The organism is Cellulosimicrobium sp. SJTW-1, assembly GCF_047716875.1.
GTDB classification, from domain to species: domain Bacteria; phylum Actinomycetota; class Actinomycetes; order Actinomycetales; family Cellulomonadaceae; genus Cellulosimicrobium; species Cellulosimicrobium funkei.
This window is the reverse complement of sequence record NZ_CP136680.1, coordinates 2,931,010-2,947,219: the sequence shown is the minus strand read 5'-3', so window position 1 is coordinate 2,947,219 and position 16,210 is coordinate 2,931,010. Positions and strand designations below refer to the sequence as shown.

The 16,210-nt window shown below is 72.1% G+C and carries 11 protein-coding genes; 10 read left to right on the top strand and 1 reads right to left on the bottom strand.

The window, feature by feature from the left end:
- Window positions 1–83: 83 nt before the first annotated feature.
- The 3 genes from RSE42_RS13320 to RSE42_RS13310 are packed head-to-tail and all read left to right on the top strand — an operon-like array spanning window position 84 to window position 3,306.
- Window positions 84–1,301, top strand: coding sequence for a hypothetical protein (locus RSE42_RS13320; RefSeq protein ID WP_396052349.1), 1,218 nt, complete (start codon window positions 84–86; stop codon window positions 1,299–1,301).
- Entirely contained in the window at window positions 1,298–2,335 is a 1,038-nt protein-coding gene (locus RSE42_RS13315) for a hypothetical protein (RefSeq protein ID WP_415296583.1), read from the top strand. Before RSE42_RS13320 ends, RSE42_RS13315 begins: the two co-directional genes overlap by 4 nt.
- 20 nt (window positions 2,336–2,355) lie before the next feature.
- Window positions 2,356–3,306 carry a tetratricopeptide repeat protein gene (locus RSE42_RS13310; protein WP_034653561.1) on the top strand — a complete coding sequence of 317 codons (951 nt, stop codon included), beginning with the start codon at window positions 2,356–2,358 and terminating at the stop codon, window positions 3,304–3,306.
- A 364-nt stretch (window positions 3,307–3,670) separates the two neighbouring features.
- Here RSE42_RS13310 and glgB read toward each other — a convergent pair whose 3' ends face one another.
- The gene (gene glgB, locus RSE42_RS13305; protein ID WP_043653206.1) at window positions 3,671–5,902 is read right to left on the bottom strand and encodes a 1,4-alpha-glucan branching protein GlgB; all 2,232 of its coding nucleotides are present in this window, start codon (window positions 5,900–5,902) and stop codon (window positions 3,671–3,673) included.
- 88 nt (window positions 5,903–5,990) lie between these two features.
- On the opposite strand from glgB, the gene RSE42_RS13300 reads away from it, so the two are divergent.
- From RSE42_RS13300 to RSE42_RS13270, 7 genes are all read left to right on the top strand, one after another.
- A complete protein-coding gene (locus RSE42_RS13300; RefSeq protein WP_415296581.1) occupies window positions 5,991–7,007 on the top strand; it encodes a LacI family DNA-binding transcriptional regulator in 1,017 nt (338 codons plus the stop codon).
- A 166-nt stretch (window positions 7,008–7,173) separates the two neighbouring features.
- On the top strand, window positions 7,174–8,475 hold the full coding sequence (locus tag RSE42_RS13295) for an extracellular solute-binding protein (RefSeq protein ID WP_415296579.1): 1,302 nt from the start codon (window positions 7,174–7,176) through the stop codon (window positions 8,473–8,475).
- A gap of 215 nt (window positions 8,476–8,690) precedes the next feature.
- Window positions 8,691–9,494, top strand: coding sequence for a carbohydrate ABC transporter permease (locus RSE42_RS13290; protein ID WP_342804077.1), 804 nt, complete (start codon window positions 8,691–8,693; stop codon window positions 9,492–9,494).
- Window positions 9,491–10,408: a carbohydrate ABC transporter permease gene (locus tag RSE42_RS13285; protein WP_081896102.1), complete on the top strand. Its 918-nt coding sequence runs from the start codon at window positions 9,491–9,493 to the stop codon at window positions 10,406–10,408. The genes RSE42_RS13290 and RSE42_RS13285 overlap by 4 nt, the downstream gene beginning before the upstream one ends.
- Window positions 10,405–12,927 carry a glycoside hydrolase family 2 protein gene (locus tag RSE42_RS13280; RefSeq protein WP_415296576.1) on the top strand — a complete coding sequence of 841 codons (2,523 nt, stop codon included), beginning with the start codon at window positions 10,405–10,407 and terminating at the stop codon, window positions 12,925–12,927. Before RSE42_RS13285 ends, RSE42_RS13280 begins: the two co-directional genes overlap by 4 nt.
- Window positions 12,924–14,204 carry an AGE family epimerase/isomerase gene (locus tag RSE42_RS13275; RefSeq protein ID WP_114552689.1) on the top strand — a complete coding sequence of 427 codons (1,281 nt, stop codon included), beginning with the start codon at window positions 12,924–12,926 and terminating at the stop codon, window positions 14,202–14,204. Before RSE42_RS13280 ends, RSE42_RS13275 begins: the two co-directional genes overlap by 4 nt.
- Window positions 14,201–16,087 (top strand): PfkB family carbohydrate kinase, encoded by a 1,887-nt coding sequence (locus RSE42_RS13270; RefSeq protein WP_371810555.1) that lies wholly within the window; start codon window positions 14,201–14,203, stop codon window positions 16,085–16,087. Before RSE42_RS13275 ends, RSE42_RS13270 begins: the two co-directional genes overlap by 4 nt.
- Window positions 16,088–16,210 lie beyond the last annotated feature (123 nt).

The window sequence follows — 16,210 nt, the reverse complement described above, 5'->3', positions numbered from 1 at the left end:
AGGATCCACAGGCGAGGCGTCTCGGTCGATTCACGAGGGGTTTCGCACCTATCCTTGAACGTCGATCGACGAAGGGAACCTCGGTGCTGCAACGAATCATCGCCGCCCTCCTGCTCGTGGGAGGGCTGGTCGCCGTCGGCCTCGGTGTCGCGTCCGCCACCGTCTGGCGGGACAGCGACACGGTCGTGGCGACCACGGCGTACACCGGCGACGGCACGGTGCTCGTCACCGCGCCCGGGGTCCTCGACCTCGTCGCCGAGGACGTGACGATCCGCGCGACAGCACCCGGTGAGCAGCAGGTCACCCTCGCGATCGGCCGCGAGGCCGACGTGACCGGGTGGGTCGGCGAGGACCCGCACGGTCTGGTCACCGGCCTGTCCGACTGGGACGCGCTCGCGACGCGCGCCGTCGACGCGCCGGCCGCGGAGGACGAGCCCGCGGAGGGCGAGACGCCCGCGGACGGGGAGTCGCCCGCGGAGGGCGAGAGCCCGGCCGACGCCGAGGCACCCGCCGACGCCGAGAGCCCGGCCGAGGGCGAGACGCCCGCCGAGGGCGAGACGCCCGCGGAGGGCGACGCGGCCGCGGAGGCCCCCGTCGTCGGCGTCGACCCCGCCGGCTCCGACATGTGGCTGGAGGAGGCGACGGGCGCCGGCTCGGCGAGCCTGCGCTGGTCCGACCAGCCCGGCCGCTGGCAGCTCCTCGCCGCCGGCGTGGGCGAGGACGCCGTCGCCCCGACCGTCGAGCTCTCGTGGCCGCGCCAGGTCGAGACGCCGTTCCTGTGGCCCGGCGTCATCGGCGGTGCCGTGCTCATCCTCCTCGGTCTCGGCATCGGGGCGGCGAGCCTGCGCCCGCGCCGCCGCGGGCCCTCGGGCGGCACCACGACCTCCGCGACCCCGGCGGTCGCGTCGGCCGGCACGACGGCGGGGACGTCGTCGGACGACGCCGACGCGCCCGACGGCGAGGTGCCGACCGACACGGCCCAGGTGCGCATGCTCACGCGGCGTGAGCTGCGCGAGCGCGAGGAGGCCGACCGCCTCGCGCAGCAGCAGGCCCGCGCCCAGAAGCCGCGCCGCGCGTGGCTCACCGGCCAGATCCCGATCGTCGCGCGCGGCGAGCGCCGCCCGCGCACCGCGGCCCAGCCGACCGTCGACGCGAGCGCGCACCCGACCACGGAGGACAGCGCGAGCACGCGCGCAGACGCCTGGCGCCGGGCGTGGGGTTTCACGCCCGGCAGCGACGAGAGCGCCCCGGCGCCTGCACCCGAGAGCGACCCGGACGAGACGAAGGACAGCACCCGATGACCAGCACCGCCCGCGACACGGCCCGCGCCCGCCGCGCCCGTCGTCACCTCGGCGGGGTGGCCGGGGGACTGGTCGGCGCGCTCCTGCTCGCCGCCTGCTCCGCACCCCTCCCGACGCCCGAGCCCGACCCCACGCAGGACCCGCCCGCGCCCGTCCTCACCGAGGCGCAGGAGACCGCCGTCCTCGACGCGGTCGCCGCCGCGCTCGCGGCGGCGAGCGAGACCAACGACGCGGCCCAGCTCGAGGGTCGCGTCACGGGCCCGGCGCTCGCGATCCGCACGAGCCAGCTCGCCGTCGCCGCCGCGCGCGGCAACGCCGACCTCGTGACCGAGCTCCCGACGGAGGCGCAGCAGGTCGTCATCCCGACGACGCAGACCTGGCCGCGCACGTCGTTCGCCGTGAGCGTGCAGCCCGAGAACCTGCAGACGCCGCGCCTGTCCGTCCTGGAGCAGGACACCGCGCGCGGCGACTACCAGCTCTGGGCCTGGGTCCGCCTCCTGCCGGGCGTCACCATGCCGAGCTTCGCGGACCCGAGCATCGGCAGCGAGGACGTCGCTCCCGACGACTCGAGCCTGCTCGTCACGCCGACGGACGCCGTCGCGCAGTACGCCGACGTGCTCAACCTCGGCACGGGCTCCGGGTTCGCGGGGTCCTTCGAGGAGGACTCGTTCCGCACCCTGCTCGCCAAGCGCGCGCAGGACTGGACGACGGCGCTCCAGCCCGCCGCGGGCGCCTACGCCCTGACGTTCACGCCCAACCCGGACGAGCCCGTGCGCGCGGTCCGCACCGCGGACGGCGGCGCGCTCGTGGTCGGTGCGATGACCTCGCAGGAGTCGATGACGGCCGAGGAGGGCGCGCAGGTGCCGCCCGACACGGAGTCGATCAAGGCGCTGTACGGGGACAAGACTCCGACGAACGTGCTCAAGGTCGGCTACGTCGACGTCGTCGCGCTCTACGTGCCGCCCGCAGGCTCGGAGGAGAAGATCCGCGTGGTGGGCAACGAGCACGTCGCGACGTCGGTCGCGAACTCCTGACGCTCCGTAGGATTGCGACCATGAGCGAACCCACCCAGCCCACGTTCGACGTGCGCGGCGCGGTCGACCTGTCCGCGCTGACCAGGCCGCAGTCACCCCCGCCCGGCGAGGAGGGCGGCGCGCCCGCCGCGGGCGGGTACGTCGTCGACGTCACGGACGAGACGTTCGGTCAGCTCGTCCAGGACTCGGCGCAGTACCCCGTCGTCGTGCTCCTGTGGATCCCGACGGACCAGGCGAACGCGCAGCTCGGCACCGACCTCGGCGCGCTGGCCGACGAGTACGCCGGCCGCTTCCTCCTGGCCCGCGTCGACGCCCAGGCGTACCCGCAGATCACGGCCGCGTTCCAGGTCCAGGGCGTGCCGACCGTCGTCGCGATCCTGCAGGGTCAGCCCGTGCCGCTGTTCCAGGGCGCCGCGCCCGTCGAGCAGGTGCGCGCCGTGCTCGACCAGGTGCTCCAGGCGGCCGAGGCGAACGGCGTGACCGGTCGTGCGCCCGCCCAGGGCGCCGACGGCGAGCCCGAGCGCCCCGCGGAGCCCGCCGCGGAGCCGGAGCCCGAGCTCCCGCCGCTGCACCAGGAGGCGTACGACGCGATCGAGCGCGACGACCTCGACGCCGCGGTCGCGGCCTACGAGAAGGCGATCAAGCAGGACCCGCGCGACGCGCTCGCCGTCGCGGGGCTCGCGCAGGTCCGCCTCCTCCAGCGCACCCGCGACGCCGACCTCGCGACGGTCCGTGCCGCGGCCGCCGCCGCACCGCAGGACGTCGACGCCCAGCTCGCCATCGCCGACCTCGACCTGCTCGGCGGGCACGTGGACGACGCCCTCGACCGGCTCCTCGACCTGCTGCCCGGCGCCGACGCGGACGGCAAGGAGAAGCTCCGAGTGCGCCTCCTCGACTACTTCGAGGTCGTGGGCCCCACCGACCCCCGCGTCGGCAAGGCCCGCCAGCGCCTCGCGATCAGCCTGTACTGACACACCCGCGCTCTACCGACGCACCCGCGTCACGCACGACGGCGGCCGGTCACCGTGAGGTGACCGGCCGCCGTCGTGCGTGGAGGTCACCGCGTGACCGGCTGCTGCCGTCGTGCGTGGAGGTCACCGCGAGGAGACCGGCTGCCGTCGCGCTGAGGAGGCAGCGCCGGGGGTGCGACGAACTCGGTGGGTGGGGTGGTGGCGCCGGGTCGTGGCGGGCCTGGCGGGAGCCGCGAGGAACGAGCGGCGGATGGTAGACCCGGCGCCACCACCCCACCCACCACCCAGGGTGACGACAACTCGCCGTCGGCGGGACCAGGCCTCTACCTCGGCGACCAGGCCTCTGCCTCGGCGGACCGGGCCTCTACCTCGGCGACGGGACGAGGTACAGCGCGCCGAGCGGCGGCACGCGCAGGACCGCGGAGTACGCGCGCCCCTTCCACGGGACGGGCTCCGCCGCGACCTCACCGAGGTTGCCGACACCGGAGCCGCCGTAGACCTCGGCGTCGGTGTTGAGGACCTCGCGCCACGCGCCGCCCGACGGCAGGGCGACGCGGTAGCCCTCGTGCGGCGTCCCGGCGAAGTTCACGACGACGGCGACCTCGCTGCCGTCGCGCCCGCGGCGTACGTAGGCGAGGACGTTGTGGTCGGCGTCGTCGGCGTCGAGCCACTCGAACCCCGCGGGGTCGTGGTCGAGCTCCCACAGAGCAGGGGTCGCGCGGTACAGGGCGTTGAGGTCACGCACGACACGCTGCACGCCCTGCCGGCCCGGGTCGGCGGCGAGGCCGTCCCAGTCGAGCGACCGGCCCTCGTTCCACTCGGAGTGCTGGCCGATCTCGCTGCCCATGAAGAGGAGCTGCTTGCCGGGGTGCGACCACTGGTAGGCGAGGAACGCGCGCACGCCGGCGCGCTTCTGCCAGTCGTCGCCCGGCATCTTCCCGTAGAGCGAGCCCTTGCCGTGCACGACCTCGTCGTGGCTGATGGGGAGCACGAACTGCTCGGAGTACGCGTAGACCATGGAGAACGTGATCTCGTGGTGGTGGTACCGGCGGTTGATCGGCTCCTCGGCGACGTAGCGCAGGGAGTCGTTCATCCAGCCCATGTTCCACTTGAGCCCGAACCCGAGGCCCCCCGCGGAGGTGGGCCGGGTGACGCCCGGCCACGCGGTCGACTCCTCGGCGATCATCATGACGCCGGGCGTGCGCCGGTACGCGGTGGCGTTGGCCTCCTGGAGGAACGCGATGGCCTCGAGGTTCTCGCGGCCCCCGTGCACGTTGGGGTGCCACTGGCCGGGGCCGCGCGAGTAGTCGAGGTAGAGCATGGACGCGACGGCGTCGACGCGCAGCGCGTCGACGTGGAACTCCTCGAGCCAGTACGTCGCGTTGGCGACGAGGAAGTTGCGGACCTCGTTGCGGCCGAAGTCGAAGACGTACGTGCCCCAGTCGGGCTGCTCGCCGCGCAGCGGGTCGGCGTGCTCGTAGCAGGGCGTGCCGTCGAAGCGGGCGAGGGCCCACTCGTCGCGCGGGAAGTGCGCGGGGACCCAGTCGACGACGACGCCGATCCCCGCGGCGTGCAGGCGGTCGACGAGGTAGCGGAAGTCGTCGGGGTGGCCGAACCGGGACGTCGGGGCGTAGTAGCCCGTGACCTGGTAGCCCCACGACCCGCCGAACGGGTGCTCGGCGACGGGCAGGAGCTCGACGTGCGTGAACCCCTGCTCGACGACGTACGCCGTGAGCTGCTCCGCGAGGTCGCGGTAGGACAGGCCCTGGCGCCACGAGCCGAGGTGCACCTCGTAGATGCTGAGCGGCTGCGTGTGGGGGTCGTGCGCCGCGCGCTCGGCGAGCCACGCGTCGTCGGACCACTCGTACCGGGACTCGACGACGACGCTCGCCGTTGCCGGGGGCACCTCGGCCGCCTTGGCGAGCGGGTCGGCCTTCTGGCGCCACGAGCCGTCGGGCCCGAGGATCTCGTACTTGTAGCGCGCGCCCGCGACGACGCCGGGGACGAAGAGCTCCCACACCCCGGTGGACCCGAGCGAGCGCATCGGGTGCGTGGGGCCCCAGCCGTTGAAGTCGCCGATGACGCGGACCGCGCGCGCGTTGGGCGCCCAGACGGCGAACGCCGTGCCGGTCGTGTCGCCGAGCGCGCTCGGGTAGGTGCGGACGTTCGCGCCGAGCGCGCGCCACAACTCCTCGTGCCGGCCCTCGCGGATCAGGTGCAGGTCGACGTCGCCGAGCGTGGGCAGGAACCGGTAGGGGTCGTCCACGGTCGTGGACTCGTGCCCGTAGCGGGCGCGGACGCGGTAGTCGGGGGCGTGCCGGGTGCCGTCGGCGTCCTGGTGCACCGGCACGACGGCGGCCCACACCCCGTCCTGCTCGTGCACCGCCGGGTGCTCGCCGTCGGCGGCGACGACGACGACCTCGTCCGCGAGCGGGCGCAGGACGCGGACGACGGCCCGCGCGTCCGCGGCGTCGTCCGCGAGGTGCGGGCCGAGCACGGCGTGCGGGTCGAACGTGCGCCCGCCCGCGGCCGCGGCGAGCGCGTCCTGCGGCACGACGACGGGGGGCGGGGTGGGGGAAGCGGCGGGCCCGGTCATGGGGCAACCTTTCCACGTCCCGCGCACCCTCACAGGACGGGCTCGCCGGACAGTCACAGTAGGCTCGCGACCTGGAGGAAGGAGCGTCGTGGCAAGGATCACCATCGCGGACATCGCGCGCGAGGCCGGGGTCTCGACGGGTGCGGTGTCGTACGCGCTCAACAACCGGCCGGGGGTGTCGGAGGCGACGCGTGCGCGGATCCTCTCGATCGCGTCAGACCTGGGGTGGGCCCCCAGCTCCGCGGCGCGCTCCCTCTCGGGGGCCCGGACGGAGACGGTCGGCCTGGTGCTCGCGCGCGACCCTGGGATGCTCGGGGTCGAGTCGTTCTACATGCAGTTCCTCGCGGGCATCGAGTCCGAGCTGTCGAAGCGGTCGTACGCGCTGCTCCTCCAGGTCGTTCCGGACCAGGAGACCGAGCTGCGGGCGTACCGTGCATGGCGCGCGGCACGTCGGGTCGACGGGGTGATCCTCGTCGACCCGAGCATCGACGACCCCCGGATCTCGATGTTCTCCGAGCCCGAGGCGCTCCCGGCCGTGGTGGTGGGAGACCCGGCGCTCGCAGGCGGTCTGCCGAGCGTGTGGACGGACGACGCTGCCGCGATGCGCGAGTCGGTGCGCTACCTGCACGCCGTCGGGCACCGCAGGATCGCCCGGGTCGCGGGCCTGGAGGGGTTCGGGCACACGGGGATCCGCGACGCGGCGTTCCGCGACGAGATCGAAGCGCTCGGCGCGGAGGGAACGGTCGTGCGCACGGACTACTCAGCCGTCCAGGGGGCGGCGGTGACGCGGACGCTCCTCACGAGCACCGACCGGCCGACGGGGATCATCTACGACAACGACGTCATGGCGGTCGCGGGGCTGGGAGTCGCGAGCGAGATCGGTGTCCGGGTGCCACAGGAGGTGTCGATGATCGCGTGGGACGACTCGCCCCTGTGCGAGGCGACGTTCCCTCGCCTCTCGGCGCTGAGCCACGACGTCACGCGCTACGGCGCGCACGTCGCTCGCCGTCTGTTCGACCGGATCGCGGGTCAGGTCGGGGGGAGCTTCCTCGACTCGACCCCGACGCTGCGCCCGCGGGGGACGACTGGACGCCCCGTGTCCTGATGCGCTTCATCGTCGCGTAGGCCGAAGCCGCCTTGATATCGGTTTGTTACCTTCGAGGGTTGGACTTACGCAAACTTAAACGCTTCACTAGTCGTGTCGCCAGCGACGTCCGCGCAAGCGGAGCCCGTCGCGCGCGACGTCAACGACGACCAAGGAGTGGAACGACATGGCAAGGAAGCAGACCGCCGCCGTGCTCACCGTGACAGCGCTGACGCTGGCGCTCGGTGCATGCTCGAGCGGCTCGGGCGAGGGTGGGGGCGGAAAGGCCGGCGAGCTTTCGGGCACCATCACGGTCCTGACCAACCGCACGGACATCGTCGACACCACGCTCCAGGACTACGCGGACCAGTTCCAGACCGAGAACCCCGGTGTGACGGTCGAGTTCGAGGCGATCACCGACTACGAGGGCGACGTCTCGATCCGACTCAACACACAGGACTACGGGGACGTCCTCCTCGTCCCCAACTCGGTGAGCAAGGACCAGCTCCCGCAGTTCTTCGAGCCCCTCGGCACGGTGGACGAGCTCGGGCAGGAATACCGTTTCATCAACGAGCAGGCCTACGACGGCGACGTCTACGGCATTGCGACCTTCGGCACCGCGATGGGCTACGTCGTGAACACGAAGGTCTGGGAGCAGGCCGGCATCACCGAGCCGCCCGCGACGCCCGAGGCGTTCGTCGACGCGCTCGAGCAGATCGGTGAGAAGACCGACGCGGTCCCGTACTACACCAACTACACGGACGGCTGGCCGCTCACCCAGTGGCAGAACAACCAGGGAACGATCGCCGGGACGGACGCCGTGAGCATCCGGACCTCGCAGGACGACCCGTGGGCCGAGGGCAACGAGCAGTACGCGATCGACGGCCTGCTGTACGACATCGTCGCCGCGGGCGTCATCGAGGAGGACCCCACGACGACCAACTGGGAGGAGTCCAAGACCCTCCTCGGCACCGGCAAGGTCGGTGCGATGGTGCTCGGCTCCTGGGCGGTCCCGCAGATGCAGGACGCGGCCGAGGCAGCCGGCGGGTCCGCGGACGACATCGACTTCTGGCCGATGCCCTGGCAGAACGAGGGCGCGTTCTCCTCGACCGTCTCGGGCGACTACAAGCTCGCGATCTCGAAGCACTCCAAGAACAAGGACGCCGCGCGGGCGTGGGTCGACTGGTTCCTGAACGAGTCGACCTTCGCATCGGAGCAGGGCGGTATCTCACCGGTCGTCGGCGCGGCGGCCCCGGACAACCTGGCCACGTTCGAGGCCCTGGGCGTCAACCAGGTCGAGCTCTCCCCGGCCGGCGAGGAGACGTGGGACAACGACATCAGCAACGAGGCGGAGATCGACCTCTGGGGTGACAAGTACCGCAAGCAGCTGGTCGACGTCGCCCGCGGCGCCGCGGACGGCGACAAGGAGTCCTTCTTCGCCGACCTCAACTCCCGCTGGGCGGCCGCGCGCGCGAACGTCGTCGGCTGACGCAGGAGTCCTGGTTCGCGTGAGGCCCCCGGCCCGCCCCGCCGGGGGTCTCACGCCCTATCGACCGAAAAGAGCATGACATGGCTGTCACCAGTCCGACCGTGGCCGCATCGACCCAGCCACACAGACGGAGTGCTACGTCCCGACCGCCCAAGCGACGTCCCGGGTCGCTCACCCCGTGGCTGTTCCTCGTCGTCCCGCTCGGGTTGCTGCTCGTGTTCACGTACCTGCCGGTGGCGAACATGATCTGGTACAGCTTCACGTCCTGGGACGGTCTCGACGCTGTGAAGGAAGGCGTCGGGTTCAAGAACTACGTCGACATCTTCACGCGGCCCGAGCTGTTCCGGGTCTTCTTCGTCAGCCTCTACTACCTCGTCGGGGCGCTCGTCCAGCTCGCGCTGGCGCTCTACTTCGCGACGATCCTCAGCTTCAGCACGCGGTTCCGGAACTTCTTCAAGGGCGTCATCTTCTTCCCGTACCTCCTGAACGGCGTGGCGATCGGCCTCGTCTTCCTCTACTTCTTCCGCCCGGACGGGACGTTGGACGCCCTGCTGGCGATCGTCGGCGTGCAGGAGACTCCGCACTGGCTCGGAGACCCGTCGATCGTCAACTACTCGCTCGCCGGCACCTCCGTGTGGCGCTACATGGGCCTGAACTTCGTGCTGTTCCTCGGTGCGATCCAAGCGATCCCGGGTGACGTGTACGAGGCCGCGGACCTCGACGGCGCGACGTCGTGGCAGAAGTTCCGCTACATCATCTTCCCGGGCATCAAGCAGATCGTCGGTCTGTCCCTGATCCTCGCCGTCTCGGGCGCGCTCTCGGTCTTCGAGATCCCCTTCATCATGACGAAGGGCGCGAACGGTTCCGAGACTTTCGTCATCCAGACCGTCGACACGGCGTTCCGGTACTCCAAGGTCGGCCTCGCGTCCGCGATGGCCGTCGTGCTGCTGATCATCGTCCTCGTGATCAGCGCGATCCAACGCAAGTTCTTCCCGGACGAGAAGGGAGACCTGGTATGAGCGCCCCCACCGCACCCGCGCCGAACCGGATCACCGCAGCGGACAAGCTCCGCCGGGCCGCCGCCCGGTTCTCGAGGGGCGTCGCACCCGTCGCCGGGCCGTTGGCCACGACGGCGAAGTACATCAGCCTCGTCATCGCGTGCGCGGCCGCCGTCGTCCCGATCCTCACGATCTTCTTCGCGGCCTTCAAGTCCCGCGAGGAGTACGTGACGACCGGTCCGCTCGATCTCCCCCGGAACTGGTTCAACTTCGCGAACTTCACGCGGGCCTTCACGGACAGCGACATGCTCGCGGGCTTCGTGAACACCATGATCATCCTCGTCGTCGCGCTCGCCGGGACGATTCTCATCGGGACGATGACCGCGTACGCGGTGGACCGGTTCGACTTCCGCGGCAAGAAGGTCGTCATGGCCGGGTTCCTGCTGGCGACGCTCGTCCCCGCGGTCACCACGCAGGTCGCGACGTTCCAGATCATCAACGGCCTCGGGCTCTTCAACACCCGCTGGGCCGCGATCGTGCTCTTCATGGGCACGGACATCATCGCGATCTACATCTTCTTGCAGTTCATGCGCTCCATACCGCGCTCGCTCGACGAGGCCGCGATGCTGGACGGGGCGAACCGCCTGACGATCTACGCACGGATCGTCTTCCCGCTGCTCAAGCCGGCGATCGCCACCGTCGTCATCATCAAGGGCATCGCGATCTACAACGAGTTCTACATCCCGTTCCTCTACATGCCGTCGAGCAAGCTCGGCGTCATCTCGACGACCCTCTTCCGGTTCAAGGGACCGACGGGGTCGGAGTGGGAGGTCATCGCCGCCGGCACGATCCTCGTGATCGTCCCGACGCTGATCGCCTTCCTCCTCCTCCAGCGACACATCTACAACGGCCTGACCGCAGGAGCCACGAAGTGACCTTCACCGAGAAATCCGCCCTCAGGGCGACCCGCCGCGAGCTGCACGAGGGCTGGACGGTGAGCGCCGTCGGGGGAGCGATTCCCGTGGGGACGACCGTCTCCGACGTCCCGGCAACGGTCCCGGGGAGCGTGCACACGGACCTCCTCGCCGCAGGCGTGATCGACGACCCCTACCTCGACGACCACGAGCGTCTCCAGGCGTGGATCGGTCGCACCGACTGGGCATACACCACGCGCTTCGCGTGGGCCCCGGACGGGCACGAGCGGCACGACCTCGTCTTCGACGGCCTCGACACCGTCGCGGAGGTCCGGCTCAACGGGACGGTGGTGGGCACGACGGCGAACATGCACCGCACCTACCGGTTCGACGTCGGTCCGCTGCTCGTCGCGGGCGAGAACGAACTCGTGGTCCGGTTCTCCGCCCCCGTCCCGTACGCCGACCGGCAGAGCCTCCTCCTGGGCTACCGGCCGCAGGTCAACCAGCACCCGTTCAACGCCATGCGCAAGATGGCATGCAGCTTCGGCTGGGACTGGGGTCCCGACACGGCGACGTCCGGGATCTGGCGCCCCGTGCGTCTCGAGTCCTGGTCGGTGGCGAGACTCGCCCAGGTGCGCGTCCACGCGGCGGTCGCGGGCGAGCCCGGCGAGTCCACGGCACCGACGGCGGGCCGGGTGCGCGTGGTCGTGGAGGTCGAGCGCTCCGGCACAGGTCGCGGTCTCGCGCCGCTCACCCTCGCGGCGTCCGTCGCCGGGGTGCGGGTCCAGGTGCCGGCCGACGGCGGCTCGGCCGAGGTCGACGTCGTCGTGCCGCAGGTCGATCTCTGGTGGCCGCGCACGCACGGTGACCAGCCGCTCTACGACGTCGCCGTCGAGCTGCTGGGCGCGGGGGAGCCCCTCGATACCTCCGCCCGTCGCGTCGGCTTCCGCACCGCGACGCTCGAGATGGAGCCCGACGAGGACGGCACGTCCTTCCGGTTCGTCGTGAACGGCGTGCCGGTCTGGGTACGCGGGGCGAACTGGATCCCGGACGACGCGTTCCCGCACCGCGTCACGCGCGAGCGGTACGCCGCGCGCATCGACCAGGCGGTCTCCGCGAACCTCAACCTCCTGCGCGTATGGGGCGGCGGGATCTACGAGTCGGACGACTTCTACGACCTGTGCGACGAGCGGGGCCTGCTCACCTGGCAGGACTTCCTCTTCGCCTGCGCGGCCTACGCGGAGGAGGAGCCGCTGCGCTCCGAGGTCGAGGCGGAGGTCCGCGACAACGTCGCCCGCCTCGGTCATCACGCGTCGCTCGTGCTCTGGAACGGCAGCAACGAGAACATCTGGGGATTCCACGACTGGAGCTGGGACAAGCGCCTCGACGGCCGCACCTGGGGTCTCGGCTACTACACGGAGCTGTTTCCGCGCGTCGTCGCGGAGCTCGACCCCGACTGCGCGTACACACCGTCGAGCCCGTGGTCGGGCAGCCTCGACGTGCACCCGAACGACCCGCGGCACGGCTCGATGCACGAGTGGGAGCTGTGGAACCGCCAGGACTGGCCGCACTACCGCGACACCGTGCCGCGGTTCATGGCCGAGTTCGGCTGGCAGGGGCCTCCCACCTGGTCCACCCTCACGCGCGCGATCAGCGACGACCCCCTGACGCCCGAGTCGCCCGGGATGCTCGTCCACCAGAAGGCGATGCAGGGCAACGACAAGCTGACGGACGGGCTCGTCGCCCACGTCCCGCTGCCCGACGCGATGGAGGACTGGCACTGGGCCATGTCCTGGAACCAGGCAACCGCCGTGCGCACGGCGCTCGAGCACTACCGCTCCTGGAGCCCGCGCTGCATGGGCGCGGTCGTCTGGCAGCTCAACGACTGCTGGCCCGTGACGTCCTGGGCCGCTGTCGACGGCGACGGACGCCAGAAGCCGCTCCTGTTCGCGCTGCGCCACGCATTCGCCGACCGTCTGCTCACCGTCCAGCCGCGTGGGGAGGACGGGCAGCTCGTCGTGGCGGCCGTCAACGACTCCGCCGAGCAGTGGCGCGGCGACCTCGTCGTCCGGCGGATCCGCTACGACGGCGTCGAGGTCGAGGCGACGAAGATCCCTGTCGACGTCGCGGCACGTGCGACGGACACGGTCCAGCTGCCGACCGACCTCGCCGTCCCGGGTGATGCCGCCGGCGAGCTTCTCGTCGCGTCGCTCGGACACGAGCGCGCAACGTGGTTCTACACCGAACCGCGCGACAGCGCCCTGCGCAGCCCGGCGCTGCACGTCGAGGTCACCTCGACCGACGACGGGGCGCGCGTCCGGGTCACGACCAACACCCTCGTGCGGGGTCTGTCGCTGCTCGCAGACAAGGTGCACCCCGACGCCGTCGTGGACGACATGCTGGTGGACCTCCTTGCCGGCGAGAGCGTGACCTTCCACGTGGCGGCCCCCGAAGCGCTGGACAGGTCCGCGCTCGCCGACCCGCGGGTCCTGCGCAGCGTCAACCAGCTCATGTCGCGCCGGCCCGTGATGTCAGCATGACGGCGCCGACGATCGACCTCCGGCCGCGCGGCGGGGTGCGCGACGAGCTCGCCTGGACCGAGCGCGAGACGCACGTCGCCTGGCTCGATGCCCACACGCGGTCGCTGCTCGGGTTCGGGCGTCGCGTCGTCGCGCCGGGGGGAGGGGCGGCCTACCTCGACGAGACCGGGGCCCCCGACCCGGCGGCAGGCGTCCAGACGTGGATCACGTGCCGGACCGTCCATGTCTACGCGCTCGGTGCCATGCTGGGCGTGCCCGGGTGCGAACCGGTCGCGCGCGGGGCCCTCGACGGCCTGCTGGGACCGCTGCACGACGCTGAGCACGGAGGGTGGTTCCACGCCCTCGACGCGCAAGGCGCACCGGACCTTGGCGCAGGCAAGTCCGCGTACGACCACGCGTTCGTCCTGCTTGCCGCGTCGAGCGCGACCCTGGCCGGCGTGCCGGGCGCGCGGGCCCTGCTCACGGACGCGTGCTCCGTGTTCCTCGAGCATTTCTGGGACGACGCGACCGGCCTCGTCGTCGACACCTGGGACGCATCGTTCACCGTCCTCGACGCTTACCGGGGCCTCAACGCCAATATGCACGCGGTGGAGGCGATGCTCGCCGTCGCCGACGCCACCGAAGACGTCGCGTGGCGCGACCGCGCCGCGCGCGTGGCCCGGCTCGTCGTGCGGCTTGCCGAGGAGCACGACGGCCGTCTGCCCGAGCACTTCGACGACACGTGGACGCCGCACCTGGAGCTCAACGCCGACCGGCCCGCCGACCCGTTCAAGCCCTACGGGGCGACCGTCGGGCACGGGCTCGAGTGGTCCCGGCTCCTCCTGCACCTCGAGGGCGCCCTGGGCACGGTCGCGCCGTCCGACCTGCGCGCGACGGCGACAGTGCTGTTCGACCGCGCCATGGCTGACGGCTGGGCCGTGGACGGCGCCGAGGGGTTCGTCTACACGACCGACTGGTCCGGTGTGCCCGTCGTGCGCGAGCGCATGCACTGGGTCGTCGCCGAGGCGATCGCCGCCGCGGACGCCCTGCACCGACGGACGGGTGACGCCCGCTACGCCGACCTGTACGCGACCTGGTGGGACTACGCGGTGACGTTCGTGGTCGACCACGACAGGGGATCCTGGCACCACGAGCTCGACCGCTCGAACCACCCCGCGCGGGGAACGTGGCCCGGCAAGCCCGACCTCTACCACGCGGTCCAGGCAACGCTCTTACCGCGGCTTCCGCTCGGCCGCTCGATCGCGCGCGCTGTCCACGACGGGCAGGTGGCCTCGTGACGCGCATCCTCGTGGTCGGCGAGGCACTCGTCGACGTCGTCCCGGGCCGCGACGGCGTGACGCACGAGCTGCCCGGCGGCAGCCCCGCCAACGTCGCGCTCACGCTCGGCAGGCTTGGGCGGGAGGTGTCACTCACCACGGCTCTCGCCCCCGACGAGCGCGGCGCCCTGGTCCGCGACTGGCTCGTCGCGAGCGACGTGGACGTGAACGCGCACGTGCCCTCGACAGGCCGGACGTCGGCCGCGACCGTCTCCCTGGACGCCCAGGGGCAGGCGACGTACACCTTCGACCTCGCGTGGGAGCTCGGGGAGGTCGAGCTCGGCGACGCGGAGGTCGTCCACGTCGGCTCCGTTGCGGCGGTGCTCTCTCCAGGCGCCGAAGTGGTCCGGGACGTCGTGCGCCGGGCGCGCTCCTCCGCCGTCGTCTCGTACGACCCCAACGTGCGCCCCGCTCTCGTCGACGACCCCGCGGCGGTCCGGACCCGCGTTGAGGAGCTCGCCGCGCTCGCCGACGTCGTCAAGGTGAGCGACGAGGACCTCGCATGGTTCGCCCCCGCGACCGACCCGCTCGACGTCGCCCGCCGCTGGTCGGCATGGGGCGTAGCCCTCGTCGTCGTGACACGCGGAGGCGACGGCGCGACCCTCGTGCGGCACGACGGCCGCCTCGTCGAGGTCCCGGGCCGTGCGGTCGACGTCGTCGACACCGTCGGCGCGGGCGACACGTTCACCGGGGCGCTGCTCGACGCGCTCGCGGCCCGCGGGGTGCGCGGCCCGAGAGGCGCGGACGTTCTGCGCCGGCTGTCGGACGCGGCGGTGCGGACCGCGGCACGGTCCGCAGCGGTCGCCGCGTCGGTCACGGTATCGCGCGCGGGGGCGAACCCGCCGACCCGGGCCGAGCTCCACGCGGCCGAAGGGCCGGTACGGCCCACGCCGTTCGCCGGGGCACCCGTCACGGGCATGACCTGGGGCTGGACCGGCGTGCGCGGAACCTGGACCGGTCCGGGGGCCGAGCGCTCCATGGACCAGCTGCGCGGGCTCGGCGTGGACTGGGTCGCCGTGACGTTCTCCGCGAAGCAGGACACGCCCCAGTCGACCACGGTCCGCTACGGCGACGAGCCGACGGTGACCGACGACGAGGTGCGCGCCGCGATCCGCGCGGCCAAGGCGCGCGGCTGGAAGGTGTGCCTCAAACCGGTCGTCGACTCCGCCGACGGAACCTGGCGCGCGTTCATCGGCTTCTTCGACGAAGACGTCCCGGGCGAGCCCTCGTGGGACGAGTGGTTCGCGTCGTACACGCAGTTCATCGTGCACCACGCGCGGATTGCGGCCGAGGAGGGCGTGGAGATGCTCTGCGTCGGGTGCGAGATGGTTCGCGCCGACGGGCACGACGCACAGTGGCGGGCCCTTGTCGCAGCCGTGCGCGAGGTCTACGACGGCCTCGTCACGTACAACTGCGACAAGTACCAGGAGGACCGCGTCACCTGGTGGGACGCGGTCGACGTGATCGGCAGCTCGGGTTATTACCCGGCAGGGACGTGGGAGCGCCACCTGGACCGGATCGAGGCCGTCGTCGCGCGCGAGGACAAGCCGTTCGTCTTCCTCGAGGCCGGATGCCCCAGCCGCGAGGGCTCACCGGAGAGACCGAACGACTGGACTCTCGCCGGGCCGCCGTCGGGCGAGGCTCAGGCGGCCTGGCTCGCGGAGATGTTCGACGCGTGCGGCCGACGACCCTGGGTCTCCGGCTACTTCCTGTGGGACTGGCCGACTCCGCTCTACACCGAGGCCGAGGCGGCAGCGAACGACGACTACTGCATGTACGGCAAGCCGGGCGCGGACGTCGTCCGGCACGCCTACGAGGAGCTGCGGGCGCGCTCGCGGGACTGAGCTCCGGCTCCGGTAGGGGAGCGGGGCGGGGCGTCTTCCGACGCCCCGCCCCGCTCCCGCCGTACCTGCGGCCGTGGCAACCACGTCGCGGAGGGGCGCCGAAACGGACGAAAGACGCCTGGA